Below are 24,241 nucleotides of genomic sequence, written 5' to 3' on the forward strand. Positions count from 1 at the left end.
GACACATTCGATGTCTCTTATTCTTTTTATTTAAGACGAGCATATTCTAATGATTTAAACATACTATTTAAACAAAGTTATTTGGTGGACAAGGTAAATTGTACAAGGAAGACGGGGTGGCAAATGAAAAAATTCTTCGTACTGTTTGTAATAACGATTGTACTAGCAGCAAGCATGCCTCCTTATAAACTAAATGCTGAAAATGAAGATGCAGTTAGTGTATCCGGGCGGACAGCTGTTTTGATCGAACAAGACAGCGGCCGGGTGTTGTATGGAAAAAAAGAGCATGAAACGCGCAAAATAGCAAGCATTACAAAGATTATGACTTCCATTTTAGCCATAGAATCGGGCGATTTTGAAAATACAATAAAAGTCAGCTCTAAAGCATCTGGAGTGGAAGGTTCTTCTCTGTTTTTAAAACCCGGAGAAAACATTAAATTAAAAGATTTAACATATGGATTAATGCTTCGTTCTGGTAACGATGCAGCGGTCGCAATTGCTGAACACGTGGGTGGCAGTCTAGACGGTTTTATATATATGATGAATGAGAAAGCAGAACAAATTGGAATGGAAAATACACAGTTTACCAATCCGCACGGCTTAGATGATGGGGACAATCATTACTCGACAGCTTATGATATGGCTTTACTCATGCAGTATGCCATGAAAAATGAACAATTTAGAGAAATTTCCCAAACAAAGCGTTATAAAGCTCCACAAGAAGGGGAAGCGTGGGATAGAATCTGGACGAATAAAAATAAATTATTAACTTCATTGTATGAGCATAGTACTGGCGGAAAGACAGGGTATACAAAAGCAGCTGGAAGAACGCTTGTTTCAACAGCTCAAAAAGATGATATGTCATTAATTGCTGTTACTTTAGATGCTCCCTCCGATTGGAATGATCATATTTCAATGTTTGAATGGGGGTTTTCTACCTTCCAAAAAGAAGAATTAGGAAAAAAAAGAGAAACAATGAATGTGAAAGACATGAAAGAGGGGACATTTTTTATACCGTATTCTGTTTATTATCCGTTAATGGAAGGGGAACAAGAAAAGCTAAAACAGAAAATAACGTTGAATGATAATTTTTTTCATAACCGTCAGGATGTAACAACAGCTGGAAAAATAGAGTGGTATATAGATAACACACTCATTCACAGCATGCCGCTTATGTATGAAAAAGAACAAGTGAAAAAAGAAGGCTTTTTTCATAAATTAGGAGATTTTATTCGGACGTTGACAGGAGGGACAGGTTGATGGTCCATGCCATTTGGATTTTTATGCTGACAACTGGAATAATTACAGCTATGTTCAACGGTCGAATGGAAAACGTCTCAGAAGCGATTTTTTCAGGAGCGGAAGAAGCAGTTACTCTTTGTTTTGGGTTAATTAGTATTATGGTTTTTTGGCTCGGCATTATGAATATTGCTAGAAAAAGCGGCCTTATGGATATTTTTACGAAGCTGCTGCGCCCGGTTGCTGTACGGTTATTCCCTGACGTACCAGCTGGCCATCCAGCGATGGGATATATTATGTCAAACATTACCGCAAATCTGATGGGACTTGGAAACGCTGCTACTCCGATGGGAATAAAAGCTATAAAAGAATTAAAGAAATTAAACGGCGGAAAAGATGAAGCAAGCCGTCCAATGATAACATTAATGGCTTTAAATACTGCAAGCTTAACATTAATACCAACCACCGTAATTGCTATTAGAATGAATTATGGCTCTGCAAGTCCAGCTGAAATTGTAGGAACGACCATTTTTGCAACTGCTTGTTCTACTATAGCTGCATTATGCATTGACAGATATTTCTATTTTAGAAGATTCCGGAAAAGGAAAGAGTATTCATGAGTTGGATAAGTACGGTTTCATTATGGATACTTCCTTTGTTACTGCTTACTGTACTGATTCACGCAGCTGTGAAAAAAATTCCTGCTTATGATTCTTTTGTGGAAGGCGGAAAAGACGGATTTCAATTAGCAATTTCTTTAATTCCATATTTGGTAGGCATGATGGTTGCCATTTCTGTTTTTAGAGCTTCTGGGGCTATGGAGCTGTTACTTGGTTCAATAAAACCATTCTTAATCTTTATTGGTGTACCGGCTGATATTGTCCCGTTGGCATTTATTCGTCCAATATCAGGAGCAGGTGCTCTTGGAATGATGAGTGATCTTCTAGCTGAGCACGGACCCGATTCATTTATTGGCAGGTTAGCTTCTACTATGCAGGGCAGTACGGATACTACCTTATATGTACTGACTGTTTATTTTGGGGCTGCAGGTATTAAATACATGGGAGACGCATTAAAAGTGGGTCTCTTGGCGGACGCCGCTGGAGTAGCTGCTTCTATCATCATTGTAACCATTGTATTTGGGTCATAATCACTTCCCATGTTATTGGAAGTGATTATTTTTTTTGAGGCTGTCTCAATAGGTTCGTTTTGGGTCTTTAAATTTGCTAAAAGGAGCAAAATATAAATAAAATTACGGCTCCGTCACACAAGGACTCGGCAGTATGCAGAGTTTTTCTAAAAAGGTAAGAAATTATAAATAGTTGGCGTTTTACATGTCTAGCGCAAGCGCCTACTCGCTCGAGCTTCCTTCGGTTCGTCAATGGAAAGCAAAGATCAGCTTTCCATATGCCGCCCCTCCAGGACTTGTCGCTCGTGAGCAAGGCGCTTGCGCTTTTCTTATTTTTCATAATAAAAATATTTTTTCAAACCTGCGCTCGGTTTGTTAAAACGCTTGTGAAATCAGATTTGGATGGTTATGATGGACAATGAGGTGAAAAACATTGGAACGAATTCAAAAAGTAATTGCGAATGCTGGAGTGACATCCAGACGCAAAGCAGAAAAATTAATAGAAGAAGGAAGAGTAAAAGTAAACGGAAAAACAGTGCGAGAGTTAGGTACAAAAGTTTCTCCCCATAAAGATACTGTAGAAGTAGATGGAGTGCCTGTTGATAAAGAGGAGCCAGTGTACTATTTATTTTATAAGCCTAAACAAGTAATCTCAGCAGTCGAGGATGATAAAGGAAGAAAAGTAGTTACAGATTTTTTTGAGGAAGTAGAGCAGCGTATTTTCCCGGTAGGCCGGCTCGACTATGATACATCAGGCCTGCTGCTTCTTACTAATGATGGAGACTTTGCTAATTTAATGATGCACCCTAAAAACAAAATTAACAAAACATACATTGCAAAAGTCGAAGGTAAACCTGATAAAGAAGCATTAAAGCAATTGAAAAGCGGTGTGAAAATCGATGGAAAGAAAACAGCTCCTGCTAAAGTTAGAATAAAATCAGCAAATAGAAAAACGAATTCCTCCATTGTCGAGCTTACTATTCATGAAGGAAGAAATCAGCAGGTGCGAAAAATGTTTGATGCTGTTGGTCATCCCGTAAAGAAGTTAAAGCGAGAACAGTATGGATATTTAACATTGGGAAACTTACAACCAGGAGAAAAACGTATTTTAAAACCGGTAGAAGTAAAAAAGTTAAAGGATAGTGCTGTCACATAAGTTTCATAAAAAGCAGTCTATAATAACCGATATTACAGAGTTATAATAAATAGTGAGTGATTTTTTCCACTCTGCGTTTTTTGCCATAAGAACTTGGTGAAAAGCCGCGCTTTATTATAAAAAGAAAGACTAGTGCGTTGATGTCCATTAAATACGCAGTCTTCATTCCCGGCCCGATATGAGGGGGGTAGCTCCGTTTTCTGCGTTAGATTTTGAGGGTATGATAGAAACCCATCAAGGCTCTTGTTTTTCTTGTCGAGGTGTTCTTATGAACGAAGTGAAATGTGATTGCGGCCATTCAAACCCATATGGCACAAATTTATGTCAGTATTGTGGAAAACCATTGCAAGATAAAGACAATAAAGCTTCTTTATTGGACATGCGGTATGAAGGAGCAGCCAGAAGGTCGCAGACTTATAACAAATCGATTGTAGATAAAATTTGGAACTTCTTTTCTTCAGTTAAAGTAGGTATATGGATAATTGTATTAACGTTGATTGCTTCTTCAATAGGTACTATTTTTCCGCAGGAAATGTACATACCAAATAATGTAGACCCGGCTGAACACTACAAAGATGAATATGGCATCGCTGGTCAAATGTATTACACGCTAGGTTTTCATAACTTATATGGATCCTGGTGGTATATGGCGTTAATTGCTTCTCTAGGTATTTCTCTTATAATAGCTAGTATCGACAGAGTAGTCCCCCTTTATCGTGCTCTGAAAAATCAAAGAGTAACACGGAATGATGCTTTTTTGAAAAGACAGCGTTTGTTTGGCAGAAGCAAGGTTGAACAAGCAGACAAAACGTTGATAAAAGCAAAATCGTTACTGGAAAAGAGAAAATTTAAAGTTCGAGAAGAAAATGGAAACTTACTAGCAGAAAAGGGAAGGTTCTCCAGGTGGGGACCGTATGTTAATCACCTTGGTCTTATAATTTTCTTATCGGGTGCAATGCTGCGATTTTTCCCCGGAATGTATGTAGACGATATCGTATGGGTGAGAGAAGGAGAGACGGAAGTAATACCCGGTACTGATGGAGAATTTTTTATTGAAAACGAACAGTTTTTCATTGAGCTTTACGATGAGGATGATGAAACCTTTGGTCCTGCAATGGAAAGAGCAGGCGGACAGACCATTCAGAACTACCAAACTAATGCTGTACTTTATGAGAGAGAAAAAACGGATACAGTTGGGGCGGTGCCTGAATTAGAGGAAGTTAAGAAAGATGAAATACGAGTGAACCATCCACTTCGGTTTAATAACTTTGCGCTCTACCAAATGGACTATAAGCTGAATGAATTAAACACGATGTCTTTTACGCTTGATAATCGAGAAACAGGGGAGAGTATAGGGACAATAGAAATTGACCTTTTTGATCCACAAGATGAATACGATCTTGGAGATGGCTACAAAGTAGTGATTGATTCTTATTTCCCAAATTTCGAATTTAATGATGATGGGGAACCATCTACCGTTTCAAGTATACCGGACAATCCGGCCTTTATATTTCAGATGTTTTCCCCTGAACATCCTGATGGAGAGTACAGTTTTGTAGGAATACAGCGGAATGAAGATGTGTTTGGAGAAAATGATTATGAAATGAGTTTTGCCGATGTGGATACAAAAAATGTAACAGCATTAACAGTTCGAAAAGATTTAACGCTTCCGTTCATCATTACAGGAGGAGTTATTTTTATGATAGGTTTAATTCAAGGCTCGTATTGGTCTCACAGACGAATTTGGCTTAAACGAACAGACCGGGAAATTTGGATGGCCGGTCATGCAAATAAACACTGGGAATCCTTAAAAAAAGACTTTCGAACATTGGCAGAAGAAACAGAGTTAATAATCCCGGAAGACCAATCAAAAAAGGCTAAAAAGGAAAGGTAACCACAAGGGAAGGGATGACGGGAATGGAAGCAGTCAGTGGAAATTTCTTATTAATAACGTTTTTTATGTATTTGCTCGCTACTATTTGTTTTACTGTTTCAGTAACGGGAAGAAAATGGCGTGATAAACAAGGAGAGATGAAAGGAAACCGCTGGGGTTCATTTGGATTTATCGTGACGCTCATTGGTTTTATATTTGCGCTTGGCTATTTTGTGACAAGGTGGATGACGGCCGGTCATGCACCAGTTAGTAATATGTTTGAATATACAACTTTCTTAGGGATTGCACTCAGTTTAGCTTTTATTATTTTATATGCTATATACAAGACAAATGTACTAGGTATGTTTACCATGCCGATTGTTATGCTGATTATTGCCTTTGCCTCTGTCTTTCCCTCTGAAGTGGAGCCGCTCATTCCGGCTTTACAGAGTAATTGGTTAAAAATCCATGTCACCACAACAGCATTAGGACAGGGGATTTTGTCAATTGGTTTTGCGGCTGGCCTTATTTATTTAATTCGGACATTGGATTTTACAAAACGGGACAAAAAAGTGTTTTGGCTTGAGTTTATTATGTACAGCTTAATAAGCATTATTGGTTTTGTGCTTGTACGATATATTTTTTCGATGTTTCAGTATCAAGCTGAATTTCAATATATAAATGAAACAGGAAATGAAGCAGAAATGACATATAATCTTCCTCCTCTATTAGGACCAAATGAAGGGGAGGTCCTGACCTCCGGTGCCATGGAGCCGCTGATTTCTATGCCTGCTTGGCTCAGAAGTGATGATGCGAACGCTGTTGTTTGGTCTTTAGGGGCAGGACTGATTTTGTATGTATTGTTACGAGTATTATTTCGAAAACCAGTCGGCGGCAAAATTCAGCCGCTCTTAAAAGGCATAAATCCAGACACGGTAGATGAAGTGAGCTATCGAGCTATTGCTATAGGGTTTCCAGTTTTCGCACTTGGTGGTTTAATTTTTGCAATGATTTGGGCGCAAATCGCATGGACAAGGTTTTGGGGCTGGGACCCGAAGGAAGTTTGGGCATTAATTACTTTTCTTTTCTATGCTGCTTATTTGCACCTTCGATTATCTCAAGGATGGCACGGCGAACGATCTGCCTGGCTTTGTGTAATAGGGTTTGTTATTATAATGTTTAACTTAATATTTGTTAACCTCGTCATAGCTGGTTTGCATTCCTATGCTTGATGAATAATAGAATAGCTGTTCCTGGAAAGCAATGCAGGGGACAGCTGTTTTGTAAGTTTAAAAAATGAACAGCAGGGGGATTGAAAAATGGCAGATGAAGCAAAAGTACTAGTCGTAGATGATGAAGAACGTATTCGCAGATTATTAAAAATGTATCTTGAAAGAGAAGATTATATTGTAGAAGAAGCAGAAAACGGGGAAGAAGCACTTGATTTAGCAATGAATAATGATTATGACGTCATATTACTCGATTTAATGATGCCTGGTATAGATGGGATAGAGGTTTGTCAAGAATTAAGAAAGTCGAAAGCTACACCAGTCATTATGCTTACAGCAAAGGGAGAAGAATCAAACAGAGTTCAAGGATTTGAAGTCGGTACGGATGATTATATTGTAAAACCCTTTAGTCCAAGAGAAGTCATATTACGGGTGAAGGCTCTTCTTAGACGCTCTTCATCTACTAAATTTCTTCAAACAGAAACACAGGCAAAGGATGTTCTGGTATTTCCTCATTTAACAATAGATAACGATGCTCACAGAGTAACAGCTAACAATGAAATCATTAGCTTAACCCCAAAAGAATATGAATTACTGCTATATCTTGCCCAAGCTCCTGATAAAGTATTTTCAAGAGAGCAGCTGCTAAAAGATGTTTGGAATTATGATTTTTTTGGTGATTTGAGAACCGTAGACACTCATATTAAACGGTTGAGAGAAAAGTTAAGTAAAGTATCACAAGAAGCTGCTGATATGATTTCAACAGTATGGGGAGTTGGCTATAAATTTGAGGCAGTGAACGAGTAATGCTTTGGAGAAGCGTCGTTGGTAAGCTATGGATCACGATATTACTATTAGTACTTGTTGTTCTTTTAATACTAACCGTCTTGCTGCTGCAATTTTTTGAACGGTTTCATATTACAGAAGCAGAAGAACAATTGACGAATCATGCAAATGTTATCGTATCTGTATTAGAGGAGTATGACAATCCGTCCGAAGCGCTTAATACCGTAGAAAAAATTGCAGATTCGTATGATACCACTGTAGTTGTTTTTCAAAATGGAGAGGAATGGGAATCTTCGAATTCGGAAACAGAAATTCATCTGCCGCTATCCTTGTTTAAAGAAGATGAAAGGTTATCTCTTGTTAGTGCTGATGAATCAGTTATAACTCACGGTGATTTTCCTATCTATGAAGATGGAGAAGAAATCCATAATGAGATTTTTGTCGTAGGGATGCCGTTTGAAACAACAGATGGAGAAGCAGGTTCTTTATATCTATATCAATCGCTGTCTATTATTGAAGATACAACCGGAGAAACAAAACAAATTATTTTATTATCTGCTGGAATAGCCATTATTTTAACGACAGTATTTGCTTTTTTTCTTTCTACTAGAATAACTGCTCCTCTTCGCAAAATGCGCGAGCTCGCATTAGAAGTGGCAAAAGGAAATTTTGAAACAAAAGTCCCGATATTGACTAATGATGAAATCGGTCAATTAGGTAACGCCTTTAATAAAATGAGGCGGGAATTAAACCAAAACATAACTGCTTTAAACCAAGAGAAAGAGCAATTGAGCAGAATTCTAAGCAGTATGGCTGACGGAGTTATCACAATGGATAGAAAAGGGACAATAGTGGTGACTAATCCGCCGGCAGACCGTTTTTTACAGTCATATCAATATGAACACTATCATGAATTAAACAATGAAAAAGAGCTTCTTCCAAAAGAAGTTAAAAAATTGTTTCAGAGGGTTGTGGCATTAGAACAAGAACAAATGATAGAAATGGACGTACAGGGTCGAAGTTATGTCGTACTAATGACACCGCTCTATGATAAACAATTTGTACGAGGTATTGTGGCGGTCATACGGGATATGACAGAAGAAAGGCAGCATGACAAACTCCGTAAAGATTTTATAGCTAACGTATCACATGAACTGCGCACCCCTATTTCTATGCTACAAGGCTACAGCGAGGCAATTATCGATGATATTGCGGCTAGCGAAGAAGATAAAAAAGAAATCGGCCGTATTATTTATGATGAGTCTATGAGAATGGGCAGGTTGGTTAATGAACTTCTGGACCTGGCACGCATGGAGGCAGGTCATATACAACTTGAAAAACAATGGATTCATATACCATCATTCAGCGAAAGAATTCATAAAAAATTCCAAGGTTTAGCTAAAGAGGCAGAGGTAGAACTGAAATTAATCCAAAATAATGAATTTGAACAAGCATATTTAGACCCAGACCGTGTGGAACAAGTGATGACCAACCTTATTCATAACGCCATACGCCATACAAGTGTACACGGCTATGTGAAGATAATGATTCATAATTCAGCAAACGGTGTAACGGTAGAAATAAAAGATAGTGGTTCTGGAATACCAGAAGAAGACTTGCCGTATGTGTTTGAGCGTTTTTATAAAGCAGATAAAGCAAGAACGAGAGGAAAAGGCGGTACTGGGTTAGGTCTTGCTATTGCTAAGAATATTGTCGAAGCTCATAGCGGTGAAATAACTGTTCACAGTAAGCTGCATGAAGGGACGACATTTCGTTTTTATATTCCAAGAGAAAAAGATAAGGAATAAGAATGTATAAACATTTGGAGGAAACCTATGAAATCATGGTTTGAAGAACATTTTCAAGAAGACTACCTGCGTATTTATGACCATAGAGACGAAGAAAAAGCAGCAAATGAACTAACTCATATCATGAAATATTTACCGCTTGAAAGAGGGATGAAAGCGATAGATTTATGCTGTGGCAACGGCAGACATGCAAGGTGGCTGGCAAGAAAAGGGCTGCATGTAACCGGAATAGATTTGTCACCAGCTCTATTGAAAAAAGCCATCGATCTAACTGCCGGCCTTTCCGTTCATTATCAGAGAGCAGACATTAGGGATGTGCCTTTGCTGCAGGAGTTTGACGCTGCCTTTAACTTATTTACGAGTTTTGGCTACTTTTCGGATGATGCAGAAAATGAACTTGTATTTACCCGAGCTGCAGAAGCATTAAAAAGCTGGGGCTGGTTTTGTTTTGATTATTTAAACCCTGCTTATGTTAAAAATACACTCGTTCCAAAAGATGAATCCATCAAAGATGGTCTGCACGTGATCCAAGAACGTGAAGTTTCACCAGAGTTTGTTTTTAAGCGAATTACAATAAAAGAAGGCGACACAAAAAGAGAATATCAGGAACGTGTTAAGTTATACGAACAAGATGCTTTAAAAAAAATGCTTGAAAGAAATGATTTTAAAGTTTTACACCTTTTCGGTGATTATGATGCTTCTTCTTATGATAGTGAGAGTTCACCTAGACAAATTTTCATCTGCCAAAAAAATTAGCTGAAAATATATTACATATGAAGTTTTTTTATGTATAATTAAAAATAACTGTAAAATAAAAAAATCATGCTAAAGGTCATACATGAATACATGAAAATGTATGTTAAAAGGGAAGTCCGGTGTAAATCCGGCACGGTCCCGCCACTGTAATCGCACGCTGTAAAATTTGTTCTTCATGCCACTGTCTAATAGATGGACGGGAAGGTGAACATTTTTGCGTAAGTCAGGAGACCTGCCTTTAAGCACGGTGATGAACCTTCGAGGAAAAGGTGCGGCCGAATGACTGACCTGTACTGGTAACAGTAAGATCATGAACATTCCGCGCTCTCCTTTTTGAAGGGGAGCTTTTTTAGTATCCAATTACGTACATACAAGGGGGAAACATTATGAAAAAGTGGATAGGATTCATTTTTACTTCTATTAGTATTTTATTTATGTCAGCATGCGGGACGGATGAAGAAAATCCTTCTTCTGATGGGAATGAAGAAAATAAACAAGAAGAACAATCAGCTGGAGATTTTCCGATTGAAGTAACAGATGGCATGGGGGAAGAAGTGAGTATTGAAGAAAAGCCTGAACGTATCGTAAGCCTCGTGCCAAGTAATACAGAAATAGCATTCGCACTTGGGCTTGGTGATGAGATCGTTGGGGTAACAGATTATTGCAATTACCCAGAAGAAGCCACAGAAAAACAAAGCGTCGGGGATATGGAGTTTGACGTCGAAACTCTTCTATCATTAGAGCCGGATCTCGTTTTAGCACACGCCTCTTCGGCTCATGGTTCAGAAGAAGGCTTAAAGCAGATTGAAGAGGCTGGTATTGATGTATTAATCGTAAATGACGCTTCTTCATTTGAAGATGCGTATGGCTCCATCGAAATGATTTCACAAGCTACCGGAACAGAAAAAGAAGCAGAAACGATTATTTCAGATATGAAAGAAGATATAACTGAAATTGAAGAACAGGCAGAAAGTATAACGGAGGATGACCGCAAAACGGTTTGGGTAGAAATACAGCCACCTCCTGAAATCTTTACAACGGGAAAAGGAACTTTTATAAATGAAATGCTCGAAACGATTAACGCAGAAAACGCAGCTAGAGAGGAAGAAGGCTGGATTCAATATAGTGAAGAGGAGGCAGTTGCTCATAATCCAGATGTGATTATAACTACATACGGACATTATGTAGATGAGCCATCAGCTGAAATCAAGGAACGGGAAGGGTGGGAACAGGTGCCTGCTGTTGAAAACGATGAAATTCATGATATTGACAATGATACTGTAAGTCGTCCTGGTCCACGGCTGACTGAAGGAACGGAACAATTAGCTGAGCTGGTATACCCAAATGAATTCTCAGAACAGTAATGCGATCACTTGTTATTTAATCGGTGCAGTATTTCTATGCGTTTGTATTACCATTGGTATTTCAGCAGGCAGTTTATCCATCCCTTTTTTGACGAGTGCGGAAGTTTTATGGCGTTCGATATGGAATTTGGATATGCCAGCTGAAATAAATGAAACGCATGCAGCGATAATATGGAATATACGGCTGCCGCGCGTACTATTAGCTGCTCTGGTTGGCTCATCTCTAGCTTTAGCTGGAGCAGCATTTCAAGGTTTGTTAAAAAATCCTCTAGCAGATCCCTATACTCTTGGTGTGTCTTCAGGGGCAGCTTTAGGAGCTGTTTTCGTATTATTTTTAGGATTGTCGCTTCCGCTTTTAGGTAGCTTTACTTTACCTGTTGTCAGTATACTTACTGGATTTCTAACCTTGTTCTTCTTATTGGGCTTTGTGCGTTTCATAGAAAAATCATTAACAACAGAAACCATTATATTAGCAGGTATCATTGTTAGTTCATTTTTAGGATCAATGATCTCTTTTATCATTGCTTTAACAGAGGATGAGTTAAGGCAGATTGTATCGTGGCTGATGGGCAGTGTAGCAATGAAAGGCTGGGACTATATATGGTTAAATGTCCCTTTTTTTGTATTAGGAGCAGGTTTGTTGTTCGCAAACAGAAAAGAGTTGAATGCATTAGTGTTTGGAGAGGAAACGGCAAAAACGTTAGGCGTAGATACGGATAAGCGCAGGATGACTATTCTAGCTGGTGCTTCTCTGTTAACCGGTGCAGCTGTTTCTGTGTCTGGAACAATTGGGTTTGTTGGACTAGTCGTTCCTCATTTGGTTCGACTGATATTTGGCCCCGACCATAACCTGCTTTTGCCAATGTCGATCTTTGCGGGGGGAGGATTTCTCGTTTTAACCGATTTAGCAGCCCGAACTATAATTGCTCCGACAGAATTGCCTATTGGAGTTATAACGGCAATTATTGGAGCGCCAATATTCGGAATTCTTTTGTTTCAAGAGCGGTGCAAAAGGATGAAATAATCATACATACCGGGGGTGATGAATTGCTCGAGTTAAAAGGTGTAACTGGCGGCTACGGATCTATTCCAGTAGTAAAGAATATTAACTTTCAAATGAATGCTGGTGAAATATTGGGAATTATCGGCCCTAATGGAAGCGGGAAATCAACATTATTAAAATTCATCTATGGCTCTCTTCATCCAGAAAAAGGTCAGATTGTGATTGATAATCAGCCCCTTGACCGCTATTCTCAAAAGAACTTAGCCAAAAAGATTGCTGTCCTTCCTCAACAGACTGATAGTGCTTTTTCTTATACGGTAAGACAGGTAGTTGAACTTGGAAGATATCCTCATCAAACCGGTTGGTTTTCTTCTAACAGTGATAAAGATGAAAAAGTAGTCAATAAAGCAATGACCGAAACCGGAGTTTTTTCATTTGCTGATCAGCCCATTGATAGTTTAAGCGGAGGAGAAAAGCAAAGAGTGCTGTTAGCCAGGGCTTTGGCGCAAGAGCCTGATATTTTACTTTTAGATGAACCAACCAACCATTTGGATATCTCTTATCAGCTCAGTTTACTTGATACGTTAAAAGAATGGACCGATTCAAAACAATTAACAGTTATAGCTGTACTGCATGACTTAAACATGGCGGCCATGTACAGTCATCGGATTCTTCTGATGGACCAGGGAGAGCAAAGAGCACTCGATAAACCATCGTATGTGTTGGAAAAGACAGTATTAGAAGAAGTATATGACGCCCATCTGCAAAGAAAAGAGCATCCTTCCGTTCCGAGCCCGCTGATTACCTTGGAACCTTCTAAAAGATCATTTGACGAGCGATTTGATTTACTAGATACGTTGACATTTGATGAAACAGAAGAGAGAGTTTGCATTTCTTCTCAGTTTTATTGGAAAACTTTATCATCAGCAGTTATTGGAGCAGGATTTGGATGGCATCGATTTTTTGTTAACAGGCACGTCGAAAAAGACTATCATTGTGATAATCCACAAGAAGAGTACGGTGCTTATCTCCAAAATATTTCTTTGGACACAGCTGATACTGCGGGGATGATGACGGCTGCTTTATTGAAAGACGGATCATTCATACGTTTGAAAGATTCTGAAGGGGACATTCTTGTATATGCTACTGCCGGTACTTCTAATGCTGTTGATGTCTCCAAAGCATATGAAAATACAGACCTGTCTTTTGCAATTGGCACGATTAATATTTGGATATTTATTGATGGCAAACTAAACGAAGCTGCTTATGCTCAAGTTATGATGACAGCAACAGAAGCTAAATCAAAAGCTTTGCTAGATCATAAAATTATCGATAACCATTCTAGAACGCTTGCTACAGGCACGTCTACAGATAGTATGTTAGTAGCTGCTGTTCACCGTGGCAAAGAATTTATGTATGGCGGCACAGCATCTACTCTCGGGAAGAAAGTTGGTAAAGCTGTGTATGATGCAGTTACAGAAACATTAGAAAAATATAATCAAAGAAAGAATGAGAATGAAAAATGGGAATAATTGCTGCCCACCTAATCGCCATTACAGTTTCATATCTTTTAGACAGATTATTTGGGGACCCGCACTTTTCATTCCATCCGGTAGTATTAATGGGGCGGATGATTTCTTATATAGAGAAAAAATGGAATAAGGGACGTTGGATTAAAGGAAAAGGTATTCTTGCTAGTTTTCTTCCGGCCATTTTATTGTTCGGTCTTTCTTATGTTTTAACGTTTACAGCATATCAGTTTTCAATATGGACTGGGATTTTAACAGAAGCGCTTATCATATGGTTTATGATCGGCGGCACAAGTATGGTGAAAGAAGCCAAGCAAATATACGATTATTTATCGCAGGATGATTTAGCAAAAGCCAGAGAACAAACGGCGATGATTGTATCTAGAAATACAGATCAAATGGATGACACACAAATTACTCGTTCTGTATTAGAAAGTACTGGGGAAAATATTTCTGACAGTGTGACAGCTCCGTTCTTTTATGCGTTCATTGGTGGTGCACCGTTAGCTGTCTTTTATCGTTATATTAATACATCTGATGCGATGATTGGCTACACATCAAAACGTTTTAAGGAATTCGGCTGGGCGGCTGCCCGGTCTGATGATGTTTTAAATTACTTACCAGCACGTTTGACTGCATTAGTGATGACATTGACGGTTTGGAAAATAAAAGCATCTTCTTGGCTTTCAACAGTATTAGTGATTAAACATTACGCTCCCTTACATGAAAGTCCAAATAGCGGGTACGGAGAGGCAGCAATGGCGGGAATTTTACATGTGAAACTTGGCGGCCCAACACCTTACCTGGATAAATGGGTGAAGCGTCCTTATTTTGGCAATGGAGATCGTTGTTTACATGCTGAGCTTATTAAAGAAGGATTAATAGTTTGGCATCTTTCTATTATTTATTTCATCAGTTTACTATGGATAACAGGAGGCTTATATTATGTCTTGGCCTGAACACGGAGCGATGCCGGCGGCTCTTTCTAAACAACTGAGTCAAGCCCGCTGCAGAGAAATAATAGATTTCAGTGTAAATACCAACCCTTTTGGACCTCCCGCTGATTTAAAAAGAAAACTAAAAGAATGGACAGATACTATTTACCAGTATACTGATCCGAGCCACTGTACTTTAAGAGAACATATGGCGGAGAAAATCAGCTGCAAGCCTGATCACGTTTTGCCTGGTAATGGAGGAGCAGAATTGATTTTTGCAGCAGCAAGGCTCTTTGCTAATAAAAAGGTTGTTTTAATAGAACCGACTTTTACTGAGTATAAACAAGCATTACAAGCAAATGGTGCAGAGGTTATTTCTTTTTACACAAATGAAGAAACAAGATGGCAATGGTCATTTCAACACCTCAAGCCATTGCTAGAAAAATCAGATGGCATATGGTTTTGTCATCCGAACAATCCTACCGGAAGCGTCTCTGCCAAAGAAGATATAGTGCAGCTTTTAACATACTGTCGTGCCGCTAACAAACTATTAGTAGTAGATGAGGCCTTTTATGATTTTCAACAAGATCCGTTTTTATTTCACCGTTATATAAAGGGAAATGATCCTATCATTCTCCTTCGGTCTATGACAAAAATGTATGCCGTTCCAGGCTTGAGGCTTGGATATATGCTCGCTTCAGAAAATTTAATAGAAAAAATAAATAACTATTTACCACCATGGAATGTGAACAGTATTGCTGAACAGGCAATGAGCTATTTGCTGAATCAAGAAGCATTTGTGAACCAAACAGTTCAACGACTTCATAAAGAAAAAAACCGTGTATTAAAAGGGTTACAGACTTTAAAAGAGATAGAAGTTTTTCCATCAGCGGTGAACTTTTATTTAATACGGCACATAAAAAATATTGATATGCGGCCCCTGTTAACGTTTTTAGCACAAGAAGGAATTCATGCTAGACATACTTATCATTTTCCTGGGTTAGATGGAAAATATCTTCGATTAGCAGTAAAAACAAAAAGTGAAAATGATCAATTACTACAAAGTCTTGCGAGGTGGAGTGGAGGATGCTGACTTTTGTATGCGGGGGTGTAAGAAGCGGAAAAAGCAGTTGGGGAGAAAAAGCTGCAGAAAAATTAAGACGAGCAGACGGAAAGCTTATCTATTTAGCAACTGCTAGGCAAAGCGATGCGGAAATGAAAAATAGAATCCTTCTTCATCAAAGAGAACGGCAAGCAAAATGTGCAGAATGGACCACCATAGAACAGTCTATAAAATTAGAAACCTGTGCAGACTTTTTAAGAAATCATGATATTCTTTTTTTGGATTGTTTAACGACCTGGCTAAGTAATGAAATGTTTAAAGATTTTAACCAACCAGTACAACCAAAAGATATAAAACGTCGTATTATTGCAGCGGTGGCAGCCTTAGAGGGAGCCTGCAATCACGTTATTATTATTAGTAATGACTTATTTCACGAACCTATCCCTCGTGACAAACACGTGTACAGGTACATAAGGGTACTCGGAGAACTCCACCAATACTTTGTCCACCATGCAAAAACAGCAGTGAAAATGGAAGCAGGCAGACCAGTAGTGATGAAAGGGGAAGTTCTCAGATGAAAGGTTTAATCGTGTGGGGAACAACGTCAGATGCAGGCAAAAGTTATATCGTAACGGGATTGTGCCGTGCACTAGCCAATCGCGGTTTGAAAGTTGCACCTTTTAAAGGACAAAATATGTCAAACAATTCCTATGTTACATTATCTGGACATGAAATCGGCAGATCACAGGGTTTGCAAGCAGAAGCTGCTAAAGTTGCTCCTACTGTACATATGAATCCTGTATTATTAAAACCTAGAAGTGACCGGAGCGCAGAAGTAATTATGCAAGGGGAATCGCTAGGCAGTCCTGTTGCAGCAGAATACCGAAAAAGCTTTTTTGAAAAAGCGAAGCAAGCAGTAGAAAATTCTTTAAATATTTTATCAAAAGATTATGACGTCATATTAATGGAGGGGGCAGGCAGTCCGGCAGAAGTTAATTTAATGGATAAAGATCTTGCAAATCTTGTAACGGCGGAAATGGCTAATGTTCCTGCCTTGCTTACTGGTGATATAGAAAGAGGCGGCATTTTTGCAAGTATTACCGGAACCCTTAATCTTCTGCCAAGTATTCACAAACAAAGAGTCAAAGGGCTGATTGTTAATCGTTTTCGGGGAGATCCTGCTCTATTTCAAAACGGAATATCCTGGCTGGAGAAAAATACAGATATCCCCGTACAAGGTGTTCTGCCCACTCTAGACATCAGAATGGAACAAGAAGATTCCCTATCATTTGCTGTTCTTAATAAAATTAACAGTTCTAGAAAGTTAAACATTGATATCGCTGTTATCGCCATGCCTTATGTCTCAAATTATACAGATTTAGAACCATTTGCTGCAGAGCAAGATGTATCCGTTCGTATTGTGAAAGAAGCTGGCGAATTCGGTTCACCTGATGCCGTTATCATACCAGGTACAAGAAGTACCATTCATGATTATGAACACTTGCATAGCAAAGGAATTTTAGAAAAGATCCTTGAACATAAAGATGATACGTTCCTTGTTGGGATATGCGGCGGATTTCAAATGATGGGAGAACTGTTAATCGATAAATATGGGGCTGACACCGGGCATGTAGGGAAAACAGCCAAGGGGCTTGAAATGTTTCCGATGCGTACCATTTTTATGGAAAGGAAAAAAACGACGCAATGGAAAGGAACCTTTCAAGAAAACGAGAAAAATATGGAATTAACAGGTTTTGAAATACACACAGGAATAGAAGAAGTCGATTACGGAGAAGAATGGCAGCCGCTTTTTATTGATGAAAACAATAATCCAGAAGGTTTAATCTCATCCGATAAAAAATGTTTTGGCACTTATGTACATCATGTGTTTCATAACGATAACTGGCGGAATTGGTGGCTTAATCTTATAAGACGAAGGAAAGGACTAAAAAATATGCCAGCCGTTCATTATTCTGCCAATAAAGATAAAAGGCTGGATGCTTTGGGAGAAGCAGTGGAATCTCATCTTGATGTGAGCAGCATTATTCGAATAATGGAAAAGGGATTGTCATGAAAGTAAAAGCACATCTTATGCTGCAAGGTTTTCAGATGGCGGTCGCTTTTCTCACTGTGTTTCCTTCAAAAAATGGGGTTTGGAAAGAATCTGCTGCACGTTTTTCAATTTTCTTTTTTCCGGTATGCGGATTATTCATCGGTGCTGCCGCTGTGTTTGTAATTTACGTACTGCTTGCTCCTTTTGCATTACCCGATTACATTATCGCTTTTTTTATAGTTGCTGCATTGTTAGTGATGCATGGGGGACTGCACCTTGATGGCTGGATGGATGTTAGTGATGCGGCAGCTTCTTGGCAGAGTAAAGAAAAAAAATTGGAAATCATGAAAGACAGCAGAACAGGATCTGCTGCTGTCTGGACAACGGTTTTATTACTTGGCGGCCGATTTCTATTTGTTTTATTTGTCCTTCAAACGGATGTTTTGGCCGCATGGTTCCTTCTAATCCTTATTCCTGTTTTAACTCGCACCGCAATGGGACATTTAATTATTGCAGCCCCGCTTGCTAAAAATAATGGGCTGGCTTCTTGGTTTAGAAAGGAATCTAAAAAGTATGATACTTGGATTGTTATTTTCATATGCGCTTTATTGATTAGTTTTCTATTTATACTTCAATCTGATTTTTTAGCGGCCGGGTTGTTTATTACAGCAATAGTTATAGTTGTATACTGGCTTGCACGATATTTATTTTTCTCTATGTTTGGAGGCATTAATGGTGACATGGCTGGAGCACTATGTGAGGGGATGGAAACAGTAATATGGTTGAGCAGCGCATTGTATATTTCTTACGTCATGGTATGACAAGCAGTAATTTTCATAAACAGTATTGCGGCTGGTCAAACCCTCCGTTATTAAAATCAGAGGTGGAACGATTGAAATGTTATGCATGGCGCGTGTTGGTAGACGAGGTGTGGTGCAGCGATCTGTTAAGAGCGGTACATACAGCAGATTTATTATTTCCCAATGCCTCGTTACGTAGTATAAAAAGCTTAAGGGAAATACATTTTGGAGATTTTGAAGGAAAAACATATAAAGAATTGAAAGAGAACAGTGAATACCAAGCCTGGCTGGAGGATTTTTTTCATACTGCTCCAAAAAATGGAGAAAGTTTAACAGCTTTTAGAAAACGTATTCAATATGGATGGGAAAAAGTAACGCAAAGCAAACAAAAATCAATTGCGGTTGTTACGCATAGTGGGTGGATCAGAGAATGGTGCCGACTTTACATCTCTGAGAGTAAAGCAAACTGCTTATGGAATATACCGTATGGCGGGGGAGTGGCTGCAAGATTTGAAATGAAAGGAGGAGATTGGCATTGTATTTCATTACAGGAGGTGCGTTTAACGGAAAAAAAAGATGGGTTTTAACGAAATACTCGTATGATGTGAATGATGACTGTAAATGGTATCACTGTTATACGGAAAAAAACAAATATATTATGACCCTGCCCTATTCAAAAGAAAGTACATTAGTGATAGAAGGAATAGAGAAAAGTTTGGAAGAATATTTAAAGAATGGTCATGGCACAGCAAAAGATTTTTACGATAGATACTTATTAAAGTTATTAACATGGGAACAGCAAGATGAGAAAAGAAAACTTATTATTATAGGTACGGATATGACAAAGGGAATTGTACCAATCGATAAAGATGTCAGGCATTTTCGAGATGAATTGGGGCGTCTTTATCAAAAGCTTGTACAGATGGCTGATGACACCATTATTGTATGGTTTGGACTGGGGCAATCATTATCCTAGGGGAGGAATTATGATGAGACTATATACAAAAAGCGGCGACAAAGGCAAGACTAGTATAATAGGCGGAAGAAGAGATAAAGACCATATAAGAGTAGAAGCTTATGGCACGTGTGATGAATTAAATGCGTTTGTAGCAAAAGCATCGGCAGCACTTGATAAAAATGTGTTTCCTGACATTCAACCTGAACTAATAAAAATCCAGCATGAATTATTTGACTGCGGAAGCGATCTTGCTAATATTAAAAAAGATAGAGAATTTAAAGTCAAAGAAAGTATGATTACTTTTTTAGAAGAACGTATTGATGAATATATTAAAGAGCCGCCAGAATTGGAACGTTTTATACTGCCAGGAGGATCTCCTGAAGCAGCTGATATGCATGTGTGCAGAACAGTGGTAAGAAGAGCAGAACGAGTAACAGCAGCGCTTATGAAAGAAGAAGAAATCAATAACGAAGTCTTCAAGTATTTAAACCGGTTATCAGATTACTTTTTTGCAGCAGCGAGGGTTGTCAATTATCGGCTGAACGTAGCAGATGTAGAATATGAAAGAAGTGCTGTCGTATTTCGGTCTCCCAAAAAAAAGAAACAAGAATAGTTTTAAAGATTGCAAGCTTTCCCATCCATTCGGGAAAGCTTTCTTATGTTTTAAGAAAATTCGATTTTGCTAAAAGGAAAAATATAAGAAAAACTACACTTCCGCTATAGCGACTCGGCGGCAAGTAGAGGTAGAGTTTTTTCTAATGGCTAAAAAAGTATAAATATCAAATATTTTCTCATACTAACTGTGACTTTCATATGGAAAGGAGCAGAGTATGAATTTTTTTAAGCGAAAAAAAAGTTTTCAAGCAGCTTCACCGAAATCAAAAAATTTATCGGAGTGGCTTTCTGCTCTTTCTGATGGAAATGAAGATTTCATGGAAGAAATAATTGAAACGCCTTATGGAAATATAAAGATTTGTTACTATACTACGCTTATCGACCACCAACGTTTGAATGTCGATTTTTTGCAGCCTCTGAAAACAACACCGTGGAGAACCTATAAAGACATTCAGCGAAATATATACGTAGACGATACAGCAGTCACCAATGATATCCCTACTACTAATGAAAGGCTGTTACAAGGATTTGCAGCATGTCAGCTTCCTGATCGAAAAGAAGAAGTGCTGTTAATTAACGCACCAGCTGATGTGCAAAGAGAGGTTAGTATTCCCGAAACAGAATTTAGTGTAATCGGTCCACAGGAAGCTTTTGTAGAAAAATTAGAGACGAATATTTTTTTAATACGAAAACGGCTGCCTATTGAAGATTTGCGGATTCGAAAGTTGAAAATAGGGACACTCTCCAGTACAGAAACAGCTGTTTTTTATATAGATGGAATCGCCGATCAAGAAAATGTGAACACAATTATCCAACGGCTTAAGGAAGTAAATTTTGATGACGTGTTAGGCGCTAATGCGCTGGCACAAATGATCCAGGATCATTCTTATACAGTATTTCCACAATTTGTCAATACTGAAAGACCCGATCGGGTGGCTGCTTCATTAGCAGAAGGTAAAGTAGTTTTTATGAGCAACGGGTCTCCACAGGCAATTATTGGACCATCTACATTAGTTGAATTATTTTCATCTCTTGAAGATTATTATCTTCCATGGCATATTGCCTCTTTTGTACGTATGCTCCGTTTATTTTCTGTCGGTTTTTCTATTCTGGCTACTCCTGTTTATGTAGCCGTGCTCACATATCATTACGAAATGATTCCAAAAGATTTACTTTCTACGTTAATAGCTTCTCGTAGCAATATTCCATTTCCACCGCTGATAGAAGCGTTGTTTTTGGAATTTACGATTGAACTTTTAAGAGAGGCAGGTGCTAGACTGCCGACAAAAGTAGGCCAAACGATTGGTATTGTTGGCGGTATTGTAATCGGGCAGGCTTCTGTTGAAGCTGGCTTAACAAGTAATATTTTGTTAATTGTTGTAGCGCTTGCTGCTCTTGCTTCTTTTACAACACCAGTTTATCAGATGGGTAACACAGTTCGTATTATAAGATTTCCATTTATTGTAATGTCAGCAATGTTTGGAGCAATTGGTATTGCTTTAATGCTCGCTTTTGTCATTGCTCATTTAATTCGTCTTGAATCATTAGGGCGTCCTTATTTAGCACCTTTTTATCCGCTGCGTTTCACAGATTGGAAAGATACATTTGTACGCTTGCCCTATAATATGTTTCAGCAGCGTCCACAGCAAATGCGCCCAAAATCAAAGGCAAGAAAAAAAGCTTCCAAAACACAGAAAAATAAGGATATTGATGAATGACAGATAGAAATAAAGGGAGGAACAGAAAATGCATTCGAAAGTAAAAGAGCAATTTCAAGTTTCTCCTCCTATGGTGTTTTTTTTGATACATGCTATGCAGGTTGGAGTAGGGATGCTCGGTTTTCAACGAATTGTTGCGAAATACAGCGGCTACGATAGCTGGATAGCAGTACTTATTGCAGGAGTACTAATCTCTATTCTTATAAGTATGATGTATTTTGTATTAAAAACGAATCATAACGATATTATTGAAATCCATCGCAACCTTTTTGGCAAATGGGCAGGTGGAGTATTAAGCCTAATTATAATTCTGTATTTTTATGCGCTTGGGATTCTTGTTATAAGAACATATATTGAAGTTATTCAAGTTTGGGTGTTTGAAGATATGCCTACTTGGATTTTAGCATTATTAGCTGGTTATTTTTTTTATTATGTAATTGAAGGCGGCTTTCGAACAGTGACCGGCCTCTGTGTAGCAGGAGTTTTTATTCCTTCTATATTATTTTTTGTTCTATTAATGCCTCTTCAATATGCAGATTTTTTAAACTTTCTGCCGGTATGGAAACATTCTGTGAAAAATATTCTTTTAGGTGCGAGAGAAACGACACTCACATATTTAGGTTTTGAACTGCTGCTCTTATTTTATCCATTTATAAAGGACGGGCAGCGTTCTCAAAAATGGGCTCAGCTTGGCCACTGGGCCAGTGTGTTTGTTTATACGCTGTTAATGTTTGTAACTTTGTCTTTTTTTAGTGAAGGTCAATTAGACATGACAATATGGCCTACTTTGACTCTTCTAAAAGTTATTGAATTTCCTTTTATCGAACGATTTGAATATTTAGGGATATCACTATGGCTTATTATTGTTATCCCTAACATTGCTATGGCATTTTGGGGAGCAAGCAGAGGTGTAAAGCGATTGTTTTCTATAAAACAGCGTTACGTCATTATTGTCATGATGATTGTGATGGTCTTTATCCTTCCACCGCTCGACAATCGCCAAGCTGTAAATACATTAAACGATATTATTTCACAAATTGGATTTTGGGTAATAGTAGCTTATATTACATTCATATATATTGTTCAATTTATTGTTCAAAAAATAGGAAGGAAGCGGAGTTCATGAAGAAAAAAAAATTTATATCCTTATCCGTTCTTATCTTATTAACTGGATGTCTTGATACTCAAATTATCGATGAAATTCTATTAATACAAACAGTAGGTATTGATAAGCATGAAGAAAACAAACTCAAATATACGGTTACCTATCCATTTTTTTTAGAACAAGGCGAAGAAAGTACACTAAATATGGAGCAGCTCTCTGTTATTTCAGAAACAACCGAAGAAGCACGCAGTCTTTTGAACACTAGGGCGCAGCAGCCGCTTAGATATGGTCAAGTAAGAGTTATTATGTTCGGCAAAGAGGTAGCAGAAGAAGGATTAGAGAAATACGTCAAATCTTTTTATCGTAATCCAAGAATAGGCAGTCAAATTTTTTTATCGCTTGCAGAAGGAAAAACAGAAGAAATTTTAAGACTGAAAGGAGAAAAACAGCAGCGTATAGGTATGTATTTTTCAGACCTTATTGAGCAGAATATCGAGTTTGAGAATATACCAGAAACGAACATGCATCTTTTTTTGTTTGATTTGTACAGCGACGGTAAAGATGCCATTTTGCCGTTAATAACAAAAGAAGGAGAAGAGCCTAAGTTAATTGGTACGGCATTGTTTGATTTTGATCGTTACATCGATAATATCGACTTAAATGAGACCTACATTTTCAAGCAATTACGAGACGGCAGTGAGGGTGGAACTAGCCAATTTATGGTAGAGCATGAAGGGAAAAAAGAGTACGTTGTAATCGAAAATGTGTTTACCGACGTCCAGTATAAAGAAAAAAAACGAACCCCCTATCCTGAATATGATATTCAGGTGGAAATCCAAGGAGAGATTACTGATAATACTGGTAATATCGATCTGAATGATTCTAATCAAGTTACAAAAATAGAGGAATCTGTAGGAAAGCAGATTAAAACAGAAAGTGAGAAATTAATAAAGAGATTTCAGGAATTAAAAGTTGATCCTTTAGGGTTTGGTGAAAAGTATAGAAGTAAGACAAGAAATTGGAAACCAAATGAATGGAAAGAAAATATTTATCCTCAAACAAAATCGAATGTAAAAGTAGACTTAGAAATTTTACAATCTGGAGCCATTGAGTAAACAAATC

At 38.1% G+C, this 24,241-nt stretch carries 24 protein-coding genes and 1 riboswitch; all 24 genes read left to right on the plus strand.

All coding sequences use genetic code 11. The features are described 5' to 3' along the window. Nucleotides 1–123 precede the first annotated feature (123 nt). A complete protein-coding gene (locus FZF09_RS03940) occupies nucleotides 124–1,260 on the plus strand; it encodes a D-alanyl-D-alanine carboxypeptidase family protein (protein ID WP_158735273.1) in 1,137 nt (378 codons plus the stop codon). Next, a complete protein-coding gene (locus tag FZF09_RS03945; RefSeq protein ID WP_158735274.1) occupies nucleotides 1,260–1,859 on the plus strand; it encodes a nucleoside recognition domain-containing protein in 600 nt (199 codons plus the stop codon). Before FZF09_RS03940 ends, FZF09_RS03945 begins: the two co-directional genes overlap by 1 nt. Continuing rightward, nucleotides 1,856–2,389 (plus strand): spore maturation protein, encoded by a 534-nt coding sequence (locus FZF09_RS03950; protein ID WP_158735275.1) that lies wholly within the window; start codon nucleotides 1,856–1,858, stop codon nucleotides 2,387–2,389. The genes FZF09_RS03945 and FZF09_RS03950 overlap by 4 nt, the downstream gene beginning before the upstream one ends. 184 nt (nucleotides 2,390–2,573) lie before the next feature. Further along, nucleotides 2,574–2,747: a hypothetical protein gene (locus FZF09_RS03955; protein ID WP_158735276.1), complete on the plus strand. Its 174-nt coding sequence runs from the start codon at nucleotides 2,574–2,576 to the stop codon at nucleotides 2,745–2,747. 54 nt (nucleotides 2,748–2,801) lie between these two features. Beyond that, nucleotides 2,802–3,524: a pseudouridine synthase gene (locus tag FZF09_RS03960; RefSeq protein WP_158735277.1), complete on the plus strand. Its 723-nt coding sequence runs from the start codon at nucleotides 2,802–2,804 to the stop codon at nucleotides 3,522–3,524. Between the two features lie 268 nt (nucleotides 3,525–3,792). Further along, complete coding sequence (resB, locus tag FZF09_RS03965) at nucleotides 3,793–5,418, plus strand: cytochrome c biogenesis protein ResB (protein WP_158735278.1); 1,626 nt, start codon at nucleotides 3,793–3,795, stop codon at nucleotides 5,416–5,418. A gap of 23 nt (nucleotides 5,419–5,441) precedes the next feature. Next, entirely contained in the window at nucleotides 5,442–6,629 is a 1,188-nt protein-coding gene (ccsA, locus tag FZF09_RS03970) for a cytochrome c biogenesis protein CcsA (protein WP_158735279.1), read from the plus strand. Nucleotides 6,630–6,716: 87 nt separating this feature from the next. After that, nucleotides 6,717–7,433: a response regulator transcription factor gene (locus FZF09_RS03975; RefSeq protein WP_158735280.1), complete on the plus strand. Its 717-nt coding sequence runs from the start codon at nucleotides 6,717–6,719 to the stop codon at nucleotides 7,431–7,433. After that, complete coding sequence (locus FZF09_RS03980; RefSeq protein WP_158735281.1) at nucleotides 7,433–9,220, plus strand: ATP-binding protein; 1,788 nt, start codon at nucleotides 7,433–7,435, stop codon at nucleotides 9,218–9,220. The genes FZF09_RS03975 and FZF09_RS03980 overlap by 1 nt, the downstream gene beginning before the upstream one ends. Nucleotides 9,221–9,247: 27 nt before the next feature. Beyond that, nucleotides 9,248–9,976, plus strand: coding sequence for a class I SAM-dependent methyltransferase (locus FZF09_RS03985; protein WP_158735282.1), 729 nt, complete (start codon nucleotides 9,248–9,250; stop codon nucleotides 9,974–9,976). A gap of 56 nt (nucleotides 9,977–10,032) precedes the next feature. Beyond that, a riboswitch (cobalamin riboswitch) is annotated at nucleotides 10,033–10,231 on the plus strand. A gap of 131 nt (nucleotides 10,232–10,362) precedes the next feature. Further along, nucleotides 10,363–11,340 carry an ABC transporter substrate-binding protein gene (locus tag FZF09_RS03990; protein WP_158735283.1) on the plus strand — a complete coding sequence of 326 codons (978 nt, stop codon included), beginning with the start codon at nucleotides 10,363–10,365 and terminating at the stop codon, nucleotides 11,338–11,340. Then, nucleotides 11,321–12,364: a FecCD family ABC transporter permease gene (locus FZF09_RS03995; protein WP_158735284.1), complete on the plus strand. Its 1,044-nt coding sequence runs from the start codon at nucleotides 11,321–11,323 to the stop codon at nucleotides 12,362–12,364. The genes FZF09_RS03990 and FZF09_RS03995 overlap by 20 nt, the downstream gene beginning before the upstream one ends. A gap of 23 nt (nucleotides 12,365–12,387) precedes the next feature. Next, the gene (locus FZF09_RS04000; RefSeq protein ID WP_158735285.1) at nucleotides 12,388–13,875 is read left to right on the plus strand and encodes a heme ABC transporter ATP-binding protein; all 1,488 of its coding nucleotides are present in this window, start codon (nucleotides 12,388–12,390) and stop codon (nucleotides 13,873–13,875) included. Beyond that, the gene (gene cbiB, locus FZF09_RS04005; RefSeq protein WP_158735286.1) at nucleotides 13,866–14,831 is read left to right on the plus strand and encodes an adenosylcobinamide-phosphate synthase CbiB; all 966 of its coding nucleotides are present in this window, start codon (nucleotides 13,866–13,868) and stop codon (nucleotides 14,829–14,831) included. Before FZF09_RS04000 ends, cbiB begins: the two co-directional genes overlap by 10 nt. Continuing rightward, complete coding sequence (gene cobD, locus FZF09_RS04010; RefSeq protein ID WP_158735287.1) at nucleotides 14,818–15,900, plus strand: threonine-phosphate decarboxylase CobD; 1,083 nt, start codon at nucleotides 14,818–14,820, stop codon at nucleotides 15,898–15,900. Before cbiB ends, cobD begins: the two co-directional genes overlap by 14 nt. Continuing rightward, nucleotides 15,894–16,448 (plus strand): bifunctional adenosylcobinamide kinase/adenosylcobinamide-phosphate guanylyltransferase, encoded by a 555-nt coding sequence (locus tag FZF09_RS04015; protein WP_158735288.1) that lies wholly within the window; start codon nucleotides 15,894–15,896, stop codon nucleotides 16,446–16,448. The genes cobD and FZF09_RS04015 overlap by 7 nt, the downstream gene beginning before the upstream one ends. Beyond that, nucleotides 16,445–17,944, plus strand: coding sequence for a cobyric acid synthase (locus tag FZF09_RS04020; protein ID WP_158735289.1), 1,500 nt, complete (start codon nucleotides 16,445–16,447; stop codon nucleotides 17,942–17,944). The genes FZF09_RS04015 and FZF09_RS04020 overlap by 4 nt, the downstream gene beginning before the upstream one ends. Next, complete coding sequence (locus FZF09_RS04025) at nucleotides 17,941–18,744, plus strand: adenosylcobinamide-GDP ribazoletransferase (protein ID WP_158735290.1); 804 nt, start codon at nucleotides 17,941–17,943, stop codon at nucleotides 18,742–18,744. The genes FZF09_RS04020 and FZF09_RS04025 overlap by 4 nt, the downstream gene beginning before the upstream one ends. Next, nucleotides 18,702–19,310, plus strand: coding sequence for a histidine phosphatase family protein (locus FZF09_RS04030; protein ID WP_158735291.1), 609 nt, complete (start codon nucleotides 18,702–18,704; stop codon nucleotides 19,308–19,310). Before FZF09_RS04025 ends, FZF09_RS04030 begins: the two co-directional genes overlap by 43 nt. Continuing rightward, the gene (locus tag FZF09_RS04035; RefSeq protein ID WP_158735292.1) at nucleotides 19,259–19,699 is read left to right on the plus strand and encodes a bifunctional adenosylcobinamide kinase/adenosylcobinamide-phosphate guanylyltransferase; all 441 of its coding nucleotides are present in this window, start codon (nucleotides 19,259–19,261) and stop codon (nucleotides 19,697–19,699) included. The genes FZF09_RS04030 and FZF09_RS04035 overlap by 52 nt, the downstream gene beginning before the upstream one ends. 13 nt (nucleotides 19,700–19,712) lie before the next feature. Continuing rightward, on the plus strand, nucleotides 19,713–20,294 hold the full coding sequence (locus tag FZF09_RS04040; protein WP_158735435.1) for a cob(I)yrinic acid a,c-diamide adenosyltransferase: 582 nt from the start codon (nucleotides 19,713–19,715) through the stop codon (nucleotides 20,292–20,294). Nucleotides 20,295–20,511: 217 nt separating this feature from the next. Continuing rightward, nucleotides 20,512–22,014: a spore germination protein gene (locus FZF09_RS04045; protein WP_158735293.1), complete on the plus strand. Its 1,503-nt coding sequence runs from the start codon at nucleotides 20,512–20,514 to the stop codon at nucleotides 22,012–22,014. 28 nt (nucleotides 22,015–22,042) lie between these two features. Next, a complete protein-coding gene (locus FZF09_RS04050; RefSeq protein WP_158735294.1) occupies nucleotides 22,043–23,140 on the plus strand; it encodes a GerAB/ArcD/ProY family transporter in 1,098 nt (365 codons plus the stop codon). Then, a complete protein-coding gene (locus tag FZF09_RS04055) occupies nucleotides 23,137–24,234 on the plus strand; it encodes a Ger(x)C family spore germination protein (RefSeq protein ID WP_158735295.1) in 1,098 nt (365 codons plus the stop codon). The genes FZF09_RS04050 and FZF09_RS04055 overlap by 4 nt, the downstream gene beginning before the upstream one ends. The last annotated feature ends 7 nt before the right edge of the window (nucleotides 24,235–24,241 follow it).

This window comes from Alteribacillus sp. YIM 98480 (assembly GCF_009765375.1).
In the GTDB taxonomy this organism is placed as follows: domain Bacteria; phylum Bacillota; class Bacilli; order Bacillales; family Marinococcaceae; genus Alteribacillus.